17 protein-coding genes are annotated in these 18,036 nt (G+C 67.5%); 5 read left to right on the plus strand and 12 right to left on the minus strand.

Annotated elements, in window-relative coordinates; genetic code table 11:
* Positions 1–25 precede the first annotated feature (25 nt).
* From folE to H9I38_RS09010, 6 genes are all read right to left on the minus strand, one after another.
* A complete protein-coding gene (gene folE / locus H9I38_RS08985) occupies positions 26–592 on the minus strand; it encodes a GTP cyclohydrolase I FolE (protein WP_226338478.1) in 567 nt (188 codons plus the stop codon).
* Positions 589–2,772, minus strand: a complete 2,184-nt coding sequence (ftsH, locus tag H9I38_RS08990) for an ATP-dependent zinc metalloprotease FtsH (protein ID WP_226338479.1) — start codon at positions 2,770–2,772, stop codon at positions 589–591. Before ftsH ends, folE begins: the two co-directional genes overlap by 4 nt.
* Positions 2,773–2,938: 166 nt before the next feature.
* A complete protein-coding gene (gene hpt, locus H9I38_RS08995) occupies positions 2,939–3,490 on the minus strand; it encodes a hypoxanthine phosphoribosyltransferase (protein ID WP_226338480.1) in 552 nt (183 codons plus the stop codon).
* A gap of 87 nt (positions 3,491–3,577) precedes the next feature.
* On the minus strand, positions 3,578–4,744 hold the full coding sequence (tilS, locus tag H9I38_RS09000) for a tRNA lysidine(34) synthetase TilS (RefSeq protein WP_226338481.1): 1,167 nt from the start codon (positions 4,742–4,744) through the stop codon (positions 3,578–3,580).
* 2 nt (positions 4,745–4,746) lie between these two features.
* Positions 4,747–6,057 (minus strand): zinc-dependent metalloprotease, encoded by a 1,311-nt coding sequence (locus H9I38_RS09005; protein WP_226338482.1) that lies wholly within the window; start codon positions 6,055–6,057, stop codon positions 4,747–4,749.
* A gap of 867 nt (positions 6,058–6,924) precedes the next feature.
* Complete coding sequence (locus H9I38_RS09010; protein ID WP_226338483.1) at positions 6,925–8,355, minus strand: D-alanyl-D-alanine carboxypeptidase; 1,431 nt, start codon at positions 8,353–8,355, stop codon at positions 6,925–6,927.
* 144 nt (positions 8,356–8,499) lie between these two features.
* On the opposite strand from H9I38_RS09010, the gene H9I38_RS09015 reads away from it, so the two are divergent.
* Positions 8,500–9,024 (plus strand): inorganic diphosphatase, encoded by a 525-nt coding sequence (locus tag H9I38_RS09015; RefSeq protein ID WP_226338484.1) that lies wholly within the window; start codon positions 8,500–8,502, stop codon positions 9,022–9,024.
* 236 nt (positions 9,025–9,260) lie between these two features.
* Positions 9,261–10,613, plus strand: a complete 1,353-nt coding sequence (locus tag H9I38_RS09020) for a DNA cytosine methyltransferase (RefSeq protein WP_226338485.1) — start codon at positions 9,261–9,263, stop codon at positions 10,611–10,613.
* A gap of 121 nt (positions 10,614–10,734) precedes the next feature.
* Here the strand turns inward: H9I38_RS09020 and H9I38_RS09025 are convergent, their stop codons facing one another.
* The gene (locus tag H9I38_RS09025; RefSeq protein ID WP_226338486.1) at positions 10,735–11,514 is read right to left on the minus strand and encodes a PmeII family type II restriction endonuclease; all 780 of its coding nucleotides are present in this window, start codon (positions 11,512–11,514) and stop codon (positions 10,735–10,737) included.
* Positions 11,515–11,720: 206 nt separating this feature from the next.
* On the opposite strand from H9I38_RS09025, the gene H9I38_RS11075 reads away from it, so the two are divergent.
* Entirely contained in the window at positions 11,721–12,320 is a 600-nt protein-coding gene (locus H9I38_RS11075) for a TetR/AcrR family transcriptional regulator (protein WP_226338487.1), read from the plus strand.
* On the opposite strand, the gene H9I38_RS09035 is transcribed toward H9I38_RS11075, so the two are convergent.
* The gene (locus H9I38_RS09035; RefSeq protein ID WP_226338488.1) at positions 12,242–12,916 is read right to left on the minus strand and encodes a class I SAM-dependent methyltransferase; all 675 of its coding nucleotides are present in this window, start codon (positions 12,914–12,916) and stop codon (positions 12,242–12,244) included. The genes H9I38_RS11075 and H9I38_RS09035 overlap by 79 nt on opposite strands.
* Positions 12,917–13,062: 146 nt before the next feature.
* Between H9I38_RS09035 and H9I38_RS10995 the strand changes: the two genes are divergently transcribed.
* Positions 13,063–14,442: a sialidase family protein gene (locus H9I38_RS10995; protein ID WP_226338489.1), complete on the plus strand. Its 1,380-nt coding sequence runs from the start codon at positions 13,063–13,065 to the stop codon at positions 14,440–14,442.
* Positions 14,443–14,627: 185 nt separating this feature from the next.
* Here the strand turns inward: H9I38_RS10995 and H9I38_RS09045 are convergent, their stop codons facing one another.
* Positions 14,628–15,254: a hypothetical protein gene (locus H9I38_RS09045; protein ID WP_226338490.1), complete on the minus strand. Its 627-nt coding sequence runs from the start codon at positions 15,252–15,254 to the stop codon at positions 14,628–14,630.
* A 42-nt stretch (positions 15,255–15,296) separates the two neighbouring features.
* On the opposite strand from H9I38_RS09045, the gene H9I38_RS09050 reads away from it, so the two are divergent.
* Complete coding sequence (locus H9I38_RS09050) at positions 15,297–16,088, plus strand: sulfite exporter TauE/SafE family protein (RefSeq protein WP_226338491.1); 792 nt, start codon at positions 15,297–15,299, stop codon at positions 16,086–16,088.
* Positions 16,089–16,097: 9 nt separating this feature from the next.
* Here H9I38_RS09050 and H9I38_RS09055 read toward each other — a convergent pair whose 3' ends face one another.
* The 3 genes from H9I38_RS09055 to H9I38_RS09065 form a co-directional block, all read right to left on the minus strand.
* Complete coding sequence (locus tag H9I38_RS09055) at positions 16,098–16,538, minus strand: hypothetical protein (RefSeq protein WP_226338492.1); 441 nt, start codon at positions 16,536–16,538, stop codon at positions 16,098–16,100.
* A gap of 126 nt (positions 16,539–16,664) precedes the next feature.
* Positions 16,665–17,036 carry a hypothetical protein gene (locus H9I38_RS09060; protein ID WP_226338493.1) on the minus strand — a complete coding sequence of 124 codons (372 nt, stop codon included), beginning with the start codon at positions 17,034–17,036 and terminating at the stop codon, positions 16,665–16,667.
* Between the two features lie 38 nt (positions 17,037–17,074).
* Complete coding sequence (locus tag H9I38_RS09065; RefSeq protein WP_226338494.1) at positions 17,075–17,896, minus strand: VIT family protein; 822 nt, start codon at positions 17,894–17,896, stop codon at positions 17,075–17,077.
* Positions 17,897–18,036: the final 140 nt, after the last annotated feature.

Below are 18,036 nucleotides of genomic sequence, written 5' to 3' on the forward strand. Positions count from 1 at the left end.
CGTGCTCAGGGTCAGCGGTGGGCGGTCAGGAGGCGTTGATGAGCGAGAGCACCTCCGCACGGGTGGTCGGCTGTCTCATCTGCCCGCGCACGGCCGAGGTGACCGTCTTGGCGCCGGGCTTCTGGATGCCTCGCATGGACATGCACATGTGCTCGCACTCGATCACCACCATAGCCCCGCGCGCGTCCAGGTTCTCCATGAGGGCGTCCGCCACCTGCGCGGTGAGGCGCTCCTGCACCTGGGGGCGCCGGGCGAACATGTCGACGACGCGCGCCAGCTTGCTGAGCCCCGTCACCTTCCCGGCGGCGCCGGGCAGGTAGGCGACGGCGGCGGAGCCGTGGAACGGGACGAGGTGGTGCTCGCAGGTCGAGTAGAACGGGATGTCCTTGACGAGGACGAGCTCCTCGTGGTCCAGGTCGAACGTCGTCGAGAGGATGTCCGAGGGCTGCTGGTGCAGGCCCTTGAACATCTCCTCGTACGCGCGGGCCACCCGAGCGGGCGTCTCCTGGAGGCCGTCCCGGTCCGGGTCCTCGCCGATCGCGGCGAGGATCTCCCGGACGGCGGACTCGATCCGGGGAAGGTCCACGGTCACTGCGGATAGCCTCCCTGGCCGGGACCGCCCTGGACCGGGCCGCCCTGAACCGGGCCCGAGGGTCCGCCGTGGCCTCCCTGGCCGCCGTCGCCCGGGATGCCGCCCTCGTCGCCCGGCAGGTGCTGGTCCCCCGGGTCGTGGGTCGGGTTGGGGAGGTCGCCGTCGCCCTGGTCGAACTCGCGGGGCAGGTGGGCGCCTGCGATCTGGTCCTGCGGGGCCACGCTGCTCGGGTCCGGACGGCCGGCGGCCTCGGCCTCGGCGCGCTCCTTGGCGGTGACCACGGGCGGGACCGGGCTCGGCGAGCGGGTCTCGTTGGTCAGCCAGAGCTCGCGCTCGGGCTGCTTGACGAGCTTGGCGAAGATCGGCTCGAGCTCGCGCGCGTTGAGGGTCTCCCGCTCGAGGAGCGCCAGGGACAGCTCGTCCAGCACCGCGCGGTTGCGCATGAGGATCTCGTAGGCCTCGGCGTGGGCGGTGTCGATGAGGCGGCGGACCTCGTCGTCGATCTGCTGCGCCACGTGGTCCGAGTAGTCCCGCTGGCCGCCGCCCTGCTGGGCGAGGAACGGGTCGGAGCTCTCGCCGCCGAGCTGCACCATGCCCACGAGCGAGCTCATGCCGTACTGCGTCACCATGCTGCGGGCCGTCTGGGTGGCCTTCTGGATGTCGTTGCTCGCGCCCGTCGTCGGATCCCGGAACACGATCTCCTCCGCCACGCGGCCGCCCATGGCGTACGCGAGCTGGTCGAGGAGCTCGTTGCGGGTCATCGAGTTCTTGTTGTCGTCCGGCACCACCATCGTGTAGCCGAGCGCGCGGCCGCGCGGCAGGATGGTGATTTTGGTGACCGGCGCGGTGTTGTTGAGCGAGGCCGCCACGAGCGCGTGGCCGCCCTCGTGGTACGCCGTGATCTTGCGCTCGAGCTCCCGCATGACCGTGGACTTCTTCTGCGGACCGGCCATGACGCGGTCGATCGACTCGTCCAGGACCGGGTCCGTGATGGCCGGGAGGTTCTCGCGGGCCGCCATGAGCGCGGCCTCGTTGAGCACGTTCGCAAGGTCCGCGCCGGTGAAGCCCGGGGTCTTCTTGGCCACGGAGACCAGGTCCACGCCGGGGGCCAGCGGCTTGTCCTTGGCGTGCACCTTCAGGATGGCCGTGCGGCCCTCGAGGCTCGGGGCGTCCACGCGGATCTGCCGGTCGAAGCGGCCCGGGCGCAGCAGCGCCGGGTCCAGGACGTCCGGGCGGTTGGTTGCCGCGATGAGGATGACGTTCGAGTCCCCCGAGAAGCCGTCCATCTCCACGAGGAGCTGGTTGAGCGTCTGCTCGCGCTCGTCGTTGCCGCCGCCGATGCCCACACCGCGGGAGCGCCCCACCGCGTCGATCTCGTCGATGAAGATGATGGCGGCCGCGTCCTTCTTGGCCGTCTCGAAGAGGTCGCGGACACGGGAGGCGCCCACGCCCACGAACATCTCCACGAAGTCCGAGCCGGAGATGGAGTAGAACGGCACCTCGGCCTCGCCGGCCACGGCGCGGGCCAGGAGCGTCTTGCCCGTGCCGGGAGGGCCGTAGAGCAGCACGCCGCGCGGAATGCGGGCGCCGAAGTGCTCGTAGCGCTTGGGGTTCTGGAGGAAGTCCTTGATCTCCGCGACCTCTTCCACGGCCTCGTCCGCGCCGGCCACGTCCGGGAACTTGACCTGCGGCATCTCGGCCGTGAACTTCTTGGCGCGGGACTTGCCGAAGGAGAAGGGCGAGTTCTGGCCGCGCTGGGGGCGGATGAGGAAGAAGTAGAAGAGCAGGCCGAACAGCACCACCGGGATGAGGTAGCCGATCAGCGTGGAGAAGAACCCGTTCCGCGGCGGCTTGTCCGTGTAGGACTTCACGCCGGCCGAGTTCACCGCCTTGATGACGTCAGGGCCGCGGAAGTCGCTGTAGTAGAAGGAGACCTTCTTGCCCTTGTCGTTGCCGCCCTCCTTGTAGCTGTCCTTCAGCGTGAGGTCGACCCGGTGGTCCTGGTCCACGATCGCCGCCTGGTCCACCTTCTTGTCCTTGAGAAGGCTCATGCCGACGTTCGTGTCCACGCTCTGCGTCCCCGAGGAGTTGATGAAGGGGAAGGCGAGCGCGAGCAGCACCAGCGCCCCGATGATCCACGGGAACGGGGTGTTGACGTAGTCGCGTAGCTGCTTTTTCATGCATGTCAGGCCCCCGCGAGGGGTCCTGGTCCTCCTGCTTCGCTGGACGTTCTGGCGTTGACTGCCTAGTCAAGCACCCGTATCTGCCAGGAATCTGGGATACGGGTGCGGCTCGCCTCTCGGCGAAAATCGGGACCGCGGCCGGGGCTGCCGTCCCGGTCTCCGGTCAGGAGTAGACGTGCGGGGCGAGCGTGCCGATGAAGTCGAGGTTCCGGTACTTCTCGTCGAAGTCCAGGCCGTACCCCACCACGAACTCCGTGGGGATCTCGTAGCCCACGTACTTCACGTCGATCTCCACCTTGGCCGCGTCCGGCTTGCGGAGCAGCGTGCAGATCTCCACCGAGGCCGGCCCGCGGGACTCGAGGTTGGTCTTGAGCCAGGAGAGCGTCAGCCCCGAGTCGATGATGTCCTCCACGATGAGCACGTGCTTGCCCATCAAGTCCGTGTCCAGGTCCTTGAGGATCCGGACCACGCCGGAGGACTTGGTGCCCGAGCCGTACGAGGAGACCGCCATCCAGTCCATGGTCACGTGCTTGTTCATGGCGCGGACGAGGTCCGCCATGATCATGACCGCGCCCTTGAGGACGCCGACCACGAGGACGTCCCTGTCCTTGTAGTCCTCCTCGATCTGGGCCGCGAGTTCTGCCACCCGCTCCTGAATCTGCTCCTTCGTGTAGAGGATGTTCTTCAGGTCGGACTCAACGTGGCTGGCTTCCACAGTGGCTCCTGCGTCTCGGTTCGGTGGGGCTTTCGGCGGGGCCGAGGACGCTCGGGGCGCGGCCTCGGTCTCAACGGCCTCCGGCGGCTAGGCCCGCTCGAAGACCACGGCTAGACCCATCTTGCCACTCAGGTCCGGGATTCGCTTCCTCCAGACCCGGACTCCGGGCAGCTGGACGGGCCCCGCCGAGTCCGTGCCGCCCTCCTCCCGCGGCAGCGCCAGCCGGGCCGCGGCGGCCACCCTCTCCCGGGTGATCGCCTCGGGGGCGTCCGGTCCCGCCGCCCGGCGTGCGGCGGCCAGGAGCACGCGGCTCCTCATCGCGGGGTGCATCTCCCGCAGCGCCGGCACGCTGAGGACGACGACGCCGGGGCCGCCCGACTCCCCCTCGATCAGAGCCCTCTCCGCCGCCTCCTCAGCGGCGCGGTCCAGGAAGTCTGCGTCCTCCGCCGCGAGCGCCGCCGTGCGGGCCAGGTTCTTCCGGACGCCCGGGAAGGCCAGCTCGAGCGCCGGGAGGGCCTCGATCCTCACGGCCGTACGGGGGCGGTCCGGGACCAGATTGCTCGGGTCCTGCCAGAACGGCAGCTCCTGGGCCTCGCAGAGCCGCTCGGTGTCCTCCCTCCAGAGGCCGTCCTCCGGGTCCAGGAACGGGCGCGCGATCCGCACCGCGCCCCACGCTCCCCACCGCGGGATGCCCGCGAGCGAGCGCGTCCCCGAGCCGCGGGCCAGGCCGAGCAGCACCTGCTCCGACTGGTCGCTCAGCGTGTGCGCCGTGAGGACGGGATCCGTGCCCGCCAGCTCCGCGAGCGCCGTGTACCGGGCCGTGCGGGCGGCGGCTTCGAGGCCCGGGCGGGCACCGCCGTCGTCGTCGGAGGGGACGCGAACGCGGAGCACGGAGGCCGGGAGGCCGAGCCGCTCGCAGGACGCGCGCGCTCGCTCCGCCGCCTCCGCGGAGCCGGGCTGGAGGCCGTGGTCCACGATGCCCGCGCGGGCCCGGACCGCGCCCTTGCGCTGCGCGAAGGCGAGGGCGGACGCCAGCGCGAGCGAGTCGGCTCCCCCGCTCACGGCCGCGAGGACGCGGGGAGGCTCGGCCGCGTCCCGGGGCCGCCCGCCTCGCGCGTCCTGCCGTGTCTCTGCCGCGCCGGGCTCCGCGCCCAGGTCCGGGCACAGCCCCGCGCCCTGCCCCCTGCGCAGCTCCGCGAGGACGCGGTGGACGCAGGAGAGGGCGCGGAGGAAGACGGGGTCGGGGCGGGACACGGTCAGCGGGCGGAGTCGGGCGCGGACTCGGGCGCGATGCCGGGGATGTCGCCGTTCGAGCCGCTGCCCCGGGCGCCCCGGCGGCCGGCCGAGGCGGGGGCGGTGCTGGGCGAGCCGCCGTCGAGGACGCGGTGGATCCAGGCCTCGGGGTGGTGGATCTCGTGCTCGGAGGGGAGGTGCTCGGCGCGCTCGAACACGCGGTTGAGCGCCTCCATGCCGCGCGCCTCGAGGACGGCGGCGCAGAACTTCTGGCCGTCGCGGTACTGGGCCGCCTTCTTCTCCATGCCGATGAACCGGAACACCGCCTTCTCGATCCGCGAGCGCTCCTCCGCCCGGCGGGTGAACCGGCGGCGGATCGTCTTGACGCTCGGGATGAGGGAGGAGTCCACGGCGTCCATGACCAGGTTCGCGTGGCCTTCGAGGAGGCTCATGACGCCGGTCAGCTCGGACATGAGGGCGCGGGCCTCGTCGGAGAGGAACATCTCGCTGACCGGGACGCCGGCGCGGCGATTGCGGCGGGCGCGCTGGACGGCGGCGACGAGCTGCGTGAACTCCTCGCTGAGGTCCTCCGCCTCGGAGGTGACGAGGTCCGTCAGCTCGCGGATCTTGGATTCCATGTGATCGCGGAGCCACGGCGCGGCGGCGAACTGGACGCGGTGGGTCTGCTCGTGGAGGCAGACCCAGAGGCTGAAATCGTGCTGGTCCACGTTGAGCTCGCGGGCGATCTGCGCGATGTTCGGCGCCACGAGCATGAGCACGCCGTCTGGGTTCTCAGGAGCGAACGCGTCGAACTGGCCGAGGATCCGCGTGGAGATGAGCGCCAGGACCGCGCCCATCTGGACGCCGGACGCCGTGCCGCCGACGGCGCTCGCCGCCGGGGAGGACTTCGCGAGCGCCCGCTCCAGAGTGGGGCCGGTCAGGCGGCTGAAGGAGTCGACGGCGGCCGTCAGCCACGCTTTGCGGTCCACCACGCGGACCTGGCTTGTGAGGCGCTGGGCGGCCTCGAGGCCCGTGATGGCGTGGACCTCGTCCGCGGAGACGCGGGCCAGGACGCGCAGCTGCCGGACCACGTCATGCGCCTCCTCCAGGGAGACGCGCGGACCCGAGCCGGCGAGCGCCCGGGACACTGCGCCCGAGACGCGCAGGGGAAGGCGGGCGAGGGATGCGGCAGTCTTCGTGCTGGTGCTGGTGCTGGTGCTGGTGCTGGTGCTGGTGCTGGTGCTGGTGCTGGTGCGAGTCTGCTCGGTGGGCGTGCCCTCTGCAGCGGGGCCACCCGTGGCCGAGGTGGATGGGGACGAGTTGGACTCAGTCATGCCCCCAGTATGGGCGCGGCCCCTGGGAGCGCGGTCAAGAGGAGCGCTGCCAGCCTCAGCCGCCCTCGGGCCCCGCCGGCCCGCCGCTGCGCCACCGCGATCCGGGCCGGCGCGATCCGGGCCAGGCTTGTGCACCCGGTTCGTTCGGTTTCAGGGCCGGAATCCGAACGAACCGGGTGTACAAGCCGCATCTATCCCCGGCCTGGTCTCGGGCGGCCCGCCTCTCCTGCTTCTCCCCGCCTCCCGGGCTCACGGAGCCTGTCCCGCAGGCTTGCGCACCCGCTTCCCCTGCTTATGCACCCGCTTCTTCTGCTTGTGCACCCTCTGGTGTCAGTTTTCAGGCCGAATCCTGACACCAGAGGGTGCACAAGGCTGGGGAGCACCGGGCTGGGCGGGAGGACAGGGCTGGCAGCACCCCAGGCTGGGCGGGAGCACAAGGCCCGGCGGGTGTACGGGCTGGGCGGATGTGCAGCGGGGTGGAACAGGAACGCCTTCAGCCTCAGTCGGTCTTCTGCACCCGGTTCGTTCGGTTTCAGGGCCGAAATCCGAACGATCCGGGTGCACAAGCGAGCGGGAGGGCCTCACAACAGGCACAGGCCGAGCAGGGAGCCCCGGCCCCCGGCTTTCCCAGCCAGTGCCTCGGCCTGATGCCCCGGCTCCGCGGCTTACGCACCCGGCTCCCCGGCTTACGCACCCGGTTCGCCGGCTTACGCACCCTCTCGTGTCAGTTTTCAGGCCGAATCCTGACACCAGAGGGTGCTTAAGGCTGAGCGGGGGCGGAAGCGGCTGCGGGAGCGGGTGCGCACGCGGCCCAGACCGGCTGCACACCCGTGAGCCGCCCCGAGAACCGTTCCAGAGCCGCCCCGCTCACGCCCCCGCCGCCACAATCCGGGCCGCGACCTGGTCCAGGGCCGCCTTCGCGTCCGGCAGCGCCCCCTCGACCCCGGTGTACGCGAGCGCGAAGGCGACGAGCCGGCCGTCCGCCGTCGTCGTATAGCCCGTGAGGACCGCGGTGGCGTTGAGGGTTCCGGTCTTGGCGTGGATGTAGCCGCGGGCGCCCTGCGCGCCCGGGGCCTGGAAGCGCGAGGCGAGTGTGCCGTTGAGGCCGGAGACGGGGAACTGCTCGGCCTCGGCGCGGAGGTGCGGGTTGGAGCTGGTCATGAGGGTGCGCACGGCGGAGGCGAGGGCGCGCGGCGTGACGTGGTTGCGGATGGAGAGGCCGCTGGCGTCGACGGCGCGGACGTCGCCGGGGTACCGGGTGATGTCCGGGAGCTTCTGCGCGAGGAAGTCCTGCACGCCCTTGGACGTGGCCGGGTGGCCGGACTTCGCGGCCGCGAGGCGGGCGAGGGTCTCGAGGACGTAGTTGTCGGAGTCGAGGAGGCCCTGCTCGGTCTGCTCGGCGATGGTCGCGGACTGCACCGAGGCGAGCGTCCGGCCGCCCGAGCCCGAGCCCTTCCCGCGCACGGCGGCCACGCTGACCGGGTGCCCGGCGCGCTCGCTCAGCCGCTTCTCAAGGGACCGCGCGAAGGAGTCCGCCGCCGTCATCCCCGGATCGGAGACGCGCGGGCCCTCGGTGGCGGACTCGTCCGTGAACGCCGAGTTGACGGCGAGCGGGGCAAGTCGGGTCATCTGGCCGGTGTCGAGGTCGCCCTGCGGCCAGGCGGGGTTGAGGGCCTCGGGGAAGAGGGAGTCGTCCAGCGTGACCGTGACGCGCGCGGGGACCTTGGCGCCGGAGGCCGCGTCGGGGGCCATGGCCGCGGCCGTCTTCTCGGCGAGGGTTCCGAGGCCGGCGCGGCCGCGGACGGCGGACGGGTCGCTCGCGCCGGAGCCGAGAAGCGCGTCCCCCGAGCCCACGAGGTTCACCTGCCCCGGCTTCTCCCCCGCCGTGACCGAGGTGCCCAGCGTGGCGTCCGCGTCCAGGGTGCTCAGGATCGCGGCGCCCGTGAGCACCTTGAGCGAGGACGCCGGCGGCAGCGGCTTGTCCCCCTGATTCTGGGCGATGGGGTCTCCGGAGCCGGCGTCGATCACCGCGGCGCGGATCGGCTGGCCCGCCACCCGCGGGGCGTCCGCCACGGCCTTGGTCAGCGCCGCAGCGGACTTCGCCGAGGGGCTCGCGGGGGCGCTGGCGGCAGAGGGCGACGACGACGCAGCCGCCTTCCCCTCCCCCGCCGGCCGCGCGGACGGCGCGGCCCAGGCGCGGGACTCGCTGGAGGCCGCGGGCGGGTCTTGCGGAGGGGAGGTCAGCTGGGCGAGGCCCCACCCAGCGGGGACGCCCACGAGGGCGGCGATGACTGCCACCGGCAGGACTCTGGCGCGCACAGCAACCCTTCAGGACGGCAACGGAAGCTATAGGCTTGATTCTATTGGGCGGCAGCCAGTTCTGGCCCAATTCTCCGGCTGCCGCGGTTTCAGAGGGCCACACCCGATTCGAGGAGCTTTTCCATGAGCCACGACGTCACGATCGAGATCCCGGCGGGATCGCGGGTCAAGTACGAGATCGACCACGAGACGCACCGCCTGCGCCTCGACCGCGTCCTCTTCACCTCCATGCAGTACCCGGCGAACTACGGGTACTTCGAGGACACCCTCGGCGAGGACGGGGATCCGCTGGACGCTCTCGTGTACCTGCCGGGCGTCGAGCTGCACCCGGGCGTGCTCGTGGAGTCCCGCCCCATCGCCGTGCTCAACATGACCGACGACGGCGGCGGAGACGCCAAGCTCGTCTGCGTCCCGGCGGACAAGCGCTTTGACCACATCAAGGAGCTCGAGGACCTCGACGAGTGGTTCAAGAAGGAGACCGAGCACTTCTTCGAGCGCTACAAGGACCTCGAGCCGGGCAAGTGGGTCAAGATCGAGGGCTGGCAGGGCCGTGCCGAGGCCGAGGCCGAGCTCGAGCGGTCCATCGAGCGCTTCAAGAGCCAGCCGCAGCCATCCGAGGAGGACGAGCCGCAGGGCCGCGACGTCTAGGCGAAGAAGCAGGTAACTGTTGAGCAACTGAACTTACCGACCCAAAGCAAGAAGCGCCTCTCCCACCTCTCAACGGGTGGGAGGGGCTTTCTCGCGCAAGGCCCGATGCGGAGCCATCAGCCGAACAGCCCATCCCCTTCTTCTAGCTCACACACGGAGACCACCTAGTCGACCGACCAGGGACTGCAATTCGCAATACTTCTCTCAGACTCAAGACCAGTGCTATACTAGTCATCGTGACGACCACTGACCTGTTGACCGCAACCGAAGCCGCAAAGATCCTTGGCGTTTCCGTGGGAGTAGTAACAAGACTCTCAAACCAAGGACGCCTTCGCTTTGAGCAAGTCGGGGCACGAAAAGTATTTCGAAAATCAGATTTATTCGAACTCCTCAACAGAGACAATCTTATCCAAAACCCCCAGGATCACTACCGCAAAGAGTCATTCAACCCCAAGTTGAAAGCGATTTCATTCTTCAGTGGCGCGGGCGGCTTGGATGTCGGACTGGAAAACGCGGGAATTGAGTCAATCCTCTATTGCGAGATGAATAAAGAGTGCCGCATGACCCTCGCAAAGAATCGACCAAATGCCGCACTCATCGGTGATATATCAAAATTCGACGGAAAAAAGATACGTGAATATGCGAGACTGGATGACGACGAAGAGGTCGACATCATGCATGGTGGGCCGCCATGCCAGGCATTTAGCACCGCCGGAGCCCGCCGCGCTTTTGATGATGCCCGCGGGAACATTTTCCTTCAGTTCCTGAAGATTGCGAAGGAGCTACGGCCGCGATACCTCGTTATCGAAAACGTCAGAGGTCTATTGTCAACACCATTCCCACTCGCACCTGGGGGCAAGCCCATCAAGGGGGGCGCCCTTAAGAAGGTTCTGGACGAGCTAGATCAGATGAACTATTCGACCTCATTCAATCTGTACAATTCCGCAAACTTCGGGGCGGCACAGATTCGAGAAAGAGTCATTATAATTGCGAAGCGTGAGGGTGCGGCCGCCCCCTTCCTAACCCCGACGCATAGTGATGAGGAAAAGTGGGGCCTTAAGCCTTGGGTCACTTTTGATGAAGCAACCGCTCATCTGGAGGGAACTGAGCACGATCATCTACAGTTTCCTGAAAGACGACTTCAGTACTTTCGCATGCTGAAGGAAGGCCAATACTGGACATCACTCCCAAGCGACGTTCAAGCCGCGGCAATGGGGAAAGCGTACGGGCTAACCGGAGGAAGAACCGGCTTCTACCGCAGAATCGCAGGAAACCGACCATCACCGACGCTCGTCACCAGTCCGATTATGCCTGCTACGGACTTGTGTCACCCTCGCGAGCTTCGCCCCCTGAGCGCCCAAGAATACAAGGCCGTTCAGGGATTCCCGGAGACTTGGTGGATCGCGGGATCTACGCGTGAAAAGTACCGCCAGATCGGTAACGCTGTACCGGTCAAGCTCGCGGAAGCTATCGGCAGAACACTAATCAATGACATGACGGGCAACGATTTCGAATCCTCAAAATGGGACAGCTTCCCCTATTCTCGATATCGCCTCACCAGCTCCAGATCTTGGAAATATCCGGGATAAATTTGGACACAAGAAAATAGGATCAGTTGTCAAGAAGTCTGGTGACTCAATTTGGAAATTGAACATTTTCCGGAGGTTCCAGCAACCCGCACACCTGGAACCCCGAATTGAACGAGGAGGATCAGAGAATACGATCCCTAAGGACTACCAAATCATCCAGACTTCCGCCAAGATCGTGACTCGACAGCTGATCCGTCAATTCGTTAGACAGGCGTGCCAGGGATTTCTCCCTGGCTGCTTGAACTCTAGAGCCATCGACATTGGAAAGTGGCATCAATAGACCAATTGAAGAGTTGAATCCGGCGAGCCACTGCCAAAACTTTGCACCCGTGATGTACCTATACTCGAATCCGTCCAAGTCACGGTTCTCCCTCTGAAGATCAGGGGATTTGTATACTCGAGTCTCGTCCTTACCAACCTTGCCATCGCGCACGATACACATTGCAGCCTTCACCGCCTGGCCCGACGCCCGCCGGCGACCCTTAAGCTCTTCCATCCGGGTACGCAACCCACGCAGCTCCTGAACGAAGCTGCTTGAATTTGTCGTATTTGTCTGACTCTTGAGCTCGAGAACCCACAGAGCCCCGTCCCTCTGAGTGGTCAAATCACCCGTATCAAGGGTGTCCGCTGAAATAGCTGAGAGGATTCGCTGCCAGTGCGTTCCCATGACAGTTTCCTCGGATGAAGACTCCTTCGCATGGAATGCTTCAGTCAGATACTCCAAGGCAGTAGTGCATCCTCGGGCCGCGAACATCGCGATATCCTTTTCCAACAGCTCTTTAAGACGCAGTTTCTCATAGAAACCAATTCGACGCTCCTGGTACTCTTTGATAATGCGTAGCGCCACGTCTTGGTGATCACTGAGTTCATCCGGAATTTCGGTGACTGGTTCATTGCTCATGCTCGCATGATAGTACGTGTGGGTCGCTTTGCATAGACGGGGTGACCCACTGTGCCCGTCCCTGCAACTTCGTGAGGCGACTAACAGCCCTGCACAGGTTCAGCCCTCCTCGAGTCGAGGCTCGGCAAGGCACCCCTGGCGCGCCCGACAGGTTGGCTTGCCCGCCGCTGCCTCAGGTTCATCCTTGCAGTTCAGGATGGGCTATTATGAATATCGTGCGAACAAATGTCTCCGCGTCGCCCTCTCGTTCACTCCGCTGCGACGCTCAGTACACTCGAGCGCTCATCCTCAACGCCGCGAAAACGGTATTCAGCTCGATGCCCCATGCTTCGCTAACTAATGTCGCATCGGCGGCTGGCGTCTCACGCGCAACAATTTATCGATATTTTGGGGGTCTCGATGGACTCGTTACTTCACTGAGAGAATATGAGTATTTTCGGGCAATTGAATCCATACGTGACGCACAACGAATCGCGACTTGCTCCCTTTCGAAGCTATATCGACTGACGTTCAACTTGATTGATAATGGGCACTTGTTTTCTGCCGTTTCTATCGATGGCCGTGGCGGCTCGCCCTTTGAGTCGCGAGATTCACGGATCCTGGAAGAATATCTCACTTCTCTGCTTATGGAGTGCCGGGAATCTGGACAAATTTCATCCCATTTAGATCTATCGTGGGTTTGCAGAGTTTATTTTGCGGTGGTTCAGTCTGCCGGCCAACTCCCGGATCAAATGGACTCGAATGAAAAAGCGACGCTGGCATTCCTGGCCTTCTTTCGCGGGAATGGAAGGGAGATTGATTTTTGACAACTCTTGTCGCACTCCACCGCCCCCACTCCCCACTTCTTCCCCTGCTCATGGCGCGCGTCCGTCCGCACCACCTCGAATCCCGCGGACTCAAGGTCCAGGCACACCTCCGCGACGGGCCAGTACCAAGCCTGGGCAATCGCGTGGTCGAACGGCACGCGCTTCGCGCCGTCGAAGAACCCGAGCACCAGTCGCCCTCCCGGCTGAAGAGCACCCGCGATCTTCTGCAGCGCCAGTCGCGCCGCCTCCGGCTCATGGTGGATGAGGCTGAACCAGGCGAGGATTCCGCTGTACCGGCCGTCGTCGGGCAGTTCCTCCACGGAGCCCCGCACGAACCGGCACTCGGGATACACACGCCGCGCGCTCTCCAGAAACGCCTCGGACGGCTCCATGCCGGTCACGTCCTTGCCCATCTCCCTCAGCAGCTCGGTCCACTGACCGGGGCCGCAGCCGAGGTCGAGAATCGGGCCCTCCACGTCCGTGAAGGCTGAGAGCACGAACTCAACATCGCGCTCATCGAGGGCGTCACGATGGCCGAGCTGCTCGGCGTATTCGGAGGCGCGTGCGGAGTAGGCGGCAACGGCGTCGGAGCTCATGCAAACAGCGTAGGCCGGAGTTCGCGGGCCCTCGGGCCTGACGGACGGCGCCACCTCCCGCACACGGGAAAACCGTTGCACACTCGTGACGCCGGAATCCCACATTCCAGTCCACCGGGCCGGCCTCCGGCCCCTAGGCTTTTGCTGTGACACCCCAGATCCACCCTGACCGCCGTCCGACGTTCGCCAGGACGGCGGGCTGCGCGGCCGCCGTCGTGCTCTCCCTCCTGGCCGCCGGATGCTCGGACTCGCACCGCGATTCCAAGCCCGGCACAGACAACAGCTCCAGCTCGCAGAGCGCCCCGACCACCACTCCCACGCCCGCCACGGACGTCCGCGAGCCCGCGGGCACCGCCCGGACGCTCCGCCCCGCGCCGGCCCCGCTCTCCCGCCCGGGGTCCAAGGAGTGGACGGAGGTCCTGCGCCGTCCGGACATCACGGCCGCGTTCGGCACGGCCTCCGCCGAAGCCGCGCCGAACCTGCAGTTCCCCTACGCCATGCGCGCGACGGACGGTCGCACGAGCGCCGTCCTCGTCGGCGTGAACCGGAACCGGGACACGCTCGCCTCGGCGGAGTCGTTCGCCACGCTGCGCTCCACCGACGCCGGCCGCACCTGGCAGCTCCTCAAGGCCTCCGTGCCCATGAGCAGCGCCTACCAGGACGGCCACGGCGGCGTCCTCTCCGTCAACATGCGCTCCTCCGCGGGCAGCACCGTCCGCGAGCGCCACCTCACCACGTGGACCAGCTCCGACCTCGGCGCCACCTGGACCCGCCATCGCGCCACCCTCACCGCGCCGTTCGCCATGGCGAGCGCGTACTTCCACCGGGACATCGTGCCCTCGCGGGACGGCAAGCGGCTCATCGCGGCGGTCTACGGGAAGCGGCCCGGCTCGCCGCGATACGAGGTGTGGACCGCGGAGTCGCAGGACCGCGGGGCGTCCTGGCGGATCGCCTCCACCGTGGCCAGCGACTCCTCCCTCGGCTGGGACTCCGGCCCCGGCCCGCAGACCGAGGGCTTCGACGAGCCCAGCCTCGCCCGCCTCGCCGACGGCCGCCTCCTCGCGGTGGTCCGCCGCTCCGCGCCCATCGACCCGGCGGTCTGCCGAGGTCAGGGCAGGGGCCTCGAGATCGTCACCCTCGAGAGCGACGACGACGGCCGCACCTGGACCAACCCCGACCAGATCACGGACGCCGGCAACGGGGTGCAGTACCGGACGGCCGCCCCGCATCTGGCGCAGACCTCCCGCGGCCTGCTCATGTCCGTGGGGCGTCCGGGGACGGCGCTGCTCCGCCCGGCTGCCGGGAACCTGCCCCGCTCCACCGGGCCGGCACCCGTCGAGTGGACCGCGCTGGACCAGTTCTCCCCGGGGACCACATCCGGCTACACCTCGATCGTGGAGGTGGCCCCGGGGCGCGTGCTGCAGTTCGGCGACCACGGCAGCAACTGGTGCTTCCCGGCCTTCTCCGGGCTGCCGCCGAGCGGGATCTGGATGCGGCAGCTCGAGGTGCCGACGGTGGGGCGGTAGGAGGCCTGCCTTCGCCGGCTCGGGCCTGCGCCCCCTCCCTCCGGCCCAAAAAGCCCTCATCTGTTGCGAGTTGGAGGAATGAGCGGCCTTTTTCCTCCAACTCGCAACAAACGAGGGGCGAGGGCGAGGGGGCGAGGGCGAGGGGCGCAGACGAGGCACCAGCCCGGACTAGCCCCGAAGTCCCCCTACTCCCCCAGCCGGGGCCCGCCGGACCCGTCCGCGAGGGACAGGAGCCGGGCGGCGGCCGGGCGGATGGCCTGCTCCTCGGTCCAGTGGGAGCGCTGGATGGCCTTGGAGACGGCCTGGGTGGAGATGTGCAGGGCCTCGGCCACGAACTTCTGCTGCCCGCGCACGCCGGGCACGAGCAGGTCCAGGACCCGCCACTCGGCCTCCGTGCGCGTGGCCACGATCATGCCGGTCAGGCGGAGCACGGCCTCGGCCTCGTCCGCGAGCGCCGTCACGGGACCCGTCACGGCGAGCGGCACCCGTTCGCCGGGCTTCTGCGCGCGGTTCACGGCCTGGCGGGAGGCCACGAGCCCGGGGCCCTCGCACGTGGCCAGGTCGATCCGCTCCTCACCCTCCGGCAGCTCCACCGGCCCGATCCCGATGCCCACGTGCCAGCGGCGCAGGCGCATCGCGAGGAGGGCCGCCTCGACCACGGCGTCAGCGCTCGTGAGGACGCCCTGGGTCTCGTCGCCGCGGCCGCGCTGGAAGGGGACGAGCGCCTCGACGTCGGCGAGGTCCTCGATGAGGTCGTCCACGAGATCCCCGACCTCGCGGGAATCGCGCTGATTGATCGTGACGACAAACATGCTTCTCAGTATGCCGGACGCCGCCCCGCCTAGCATGGCGGTATGGCCTTGATCCCCGTGATGCTCGCCGTCCTCGCCGGTCTGCTCGTGGGGCTCATCATGGGCGGGCTCGGCGGCGGCGGCGCGATCCTCACGGTTCCCGTCCTCGCGTACGGCTTCGGCATGACCGCGCACGAGGCCACGGCCAGTTCCCTGGTCATCGTCGGCGTCGGGGCGCTCGTGGGCCTCATCCCGCACCACCGGGGCGGGCACGTGATGTGGAGGCAGGGCGCGCTGTACGGCGTCCTGGGCCTCCTCGGCTCGTTCCTCGGCACCCGGCTCTCCGCAGGCGTGGACGAGAGGCTGCTGCTGGGGATGTTCGCGGCGCTGCTCGTCGTCGTCGCCGTCCTCATGGCCCGCACCGCGTTCCGCGGGCGGGCGGAGGGCGCAGGAGCCTCGGTGAGCGGCCGGTTCCTCGGGATGGACGGCCGGACGCTGGCGCGCGCGACGACGACGGCGACCGGCGTCGGCTTCCTCACCGGCTTCTTCGGGGTGGGAGGCGGCTTTGCGATCGTCCCCGCGCTCACCCTGGTGCTCGGCTACACGATGCGGCAGGCCGTGGGGACCTCGCTCCTCGTCATCGCGGTCAACAGCGCTGCCTCGCTGCTGTTCCGCGCCGGCGGGGGCGTGTCCCTCGACTGGGCCGTGGTGCTGCCCTTCCTCCTGGCCACGGTGGCGGGCTCGCTCGCGGGCGGCCAGCTCATGGCGCGCGTGCCCAAGAAGGCGCTGCGGCTGGGGTTCGCGGCCTTCCTGCTCGCGGTGGCCGTCTACACGGGGGTGCGGAGCCTGGTGTAGACGGGGCGACTACTCCTTGGTGAGCTCCACCGTCTTGGTCGTTCCGGCGATGGTCATCGAATAGGAGATCTTCCCGTCCTTGTATGTGAATTCCTTGGTCGGATCCGGAGAGCCGAGGATGGAAGGGCCGGTCTTCGAGGTGTCATTCTTCGAAACCCAGGTGTGAGTGCCGGGCTTGCTCGGTGCTGTATACGTTCCGGCCCAGTAGAGAGAGGAGCTCTTCTGCTTGGAGTCGACGATCGAGACAGTCATCGTCTTGGACTCGATCTTGGCCTGGAAGTAGTTTCCCTCATTCTCTGAGGACTTCCACGTGCCTTTGAGATCTGCAGGCTGCTCGGCCTTCTTCTCCTGCGGAGCTGAACCCGACCCGCCGTCTCCCCCTCCACAGGCTGCGAGGGGAGCAATAAGAGCGGGGACGATGAGCACCGTTGCCCATTTGCTGCGCTTCATGGCAAGACTCCTTTGTGTCGACTCGGACCGATCGTAGCGGAGCTCACATTCGAGTTTCACGTCCCAGCGAAGCCGCCCAGGGCGGCCAATTCCGAGGCGCAAGGGTGCTTGGCCCGCCAGCTCAGGTCAGGTTGTCCGCTGCTGAACCTCGTCCACCTCCTTGATGACATCCAGAACACGAACGGAGTACTCGATTCTCTTCTGGGCCACGATTGCACTGCCAAGGCTCAACAGCGTCATCAAGATGAATAGGAGCATCAACCCGAGTCTCCGCCAGCCCCCCGAGCGATCAGCAAACCCGATATACGCACCGAGTAAAAGCGCGAGAAAACTGACGAAAACAGCTCTCCAGTGCTCGATCGTCTTCAGCCGCGCCTCATGGCGGACACGCAGTACGGTCCGCACTTCAGGATTTCTCGCCTGAAGCTTCCTCTTCAGCTCAGCCCTTCGTTGCAATTCAGCTGACGAAGCGTCGAGATCATTCAGTTTCTTCCCCATAAACCCAGCATCAGGTCCAGGCACAGGGAAATCCACCCCTACGCCACGTGGCCGCCGATGAGCGTGCCGACCCCGTACGTGATGAGCATCGCGAGCGCGCCGCCGACGACGTTGCGGATCACGGCCCTCGTCGTCGGCGCCTGGCCGATGCGGGCCGAGACGAAGCCGGTGAGCAGCAGCGCCAGGCCGACGGCGCCGAGGCAGACCGGCACGCGCCAGTCCGGACCGGGCAGCAGGATGGCGAGCAGCGGAATGAGCGCGCCCACCGCGAACGCGAGGAACGAGGACAGGGCGGCCTGGACGGGCGAGGTGAGCTCGTCCGGGTCGATCCCGAGCTCCGCGTCCGCGTGGGCCTTGAGCGGGTCCTTCTCCGTGAGCTGGACGGCCACCTGGCGGGCGAGGTCCGGCTCGAGGCCGCGCTCCACGTAGAGCTCGGTCAGCTCGTCGAGCTCTTCCTCCGGCATCTCGGCCAGCTCCCAGCGCTCCTTCTCGAGAAGGGCTCGCTCGGAGTCGCGCTGCGTGGACACGGAGACGTATTCGCCCACGGCCATGGACAGCGCGCCGGAGACGAGGCCCGCGATGCCGGAGACGAAGATCGGCCCGACGGCGGTGGTGGCGCCCGCCACGCCCATGACCAGGCCGGCCACGGAGACGATGCCGTCATTGGCGCCGAGCACGCCCGCCCGCAGCCAGTTCAGCCTGGAGCCGTGTCCGGCGGTGTGGGCCTCGCCCTCGTGGGGCTGCGTCTGGGATTTCCGCGGCGTTTCACGCGACGTTTCACAGGCTGTTTCACGGGCGGGGCCGTCCGCCGTTTCACGTGAAGCCGACTGACGGCTCTGGGGGTCGAGCTCGGATGCCATGGGGACGTCCTCCGGGAGAGATAGGAAGGCGACCTCAGCGCCTCTGCCTTCAAGGATGCGGGGACGGAGGAATCGCCGCAATCTAGGGCAGGCTCGGCTCAGTGAGGCAAGGGTCCGCTTCCCGAGATGACCCCAGGCAG

The sequence above is a fragment of the Arthrobacter sp. UM1 genome, assembly GCF_020483305.1.
GTDB lineage: Bacteria > Actinomycetota > Actinomycetes > Actinomycetales > Micrococcaceae > Falsarthrobacter.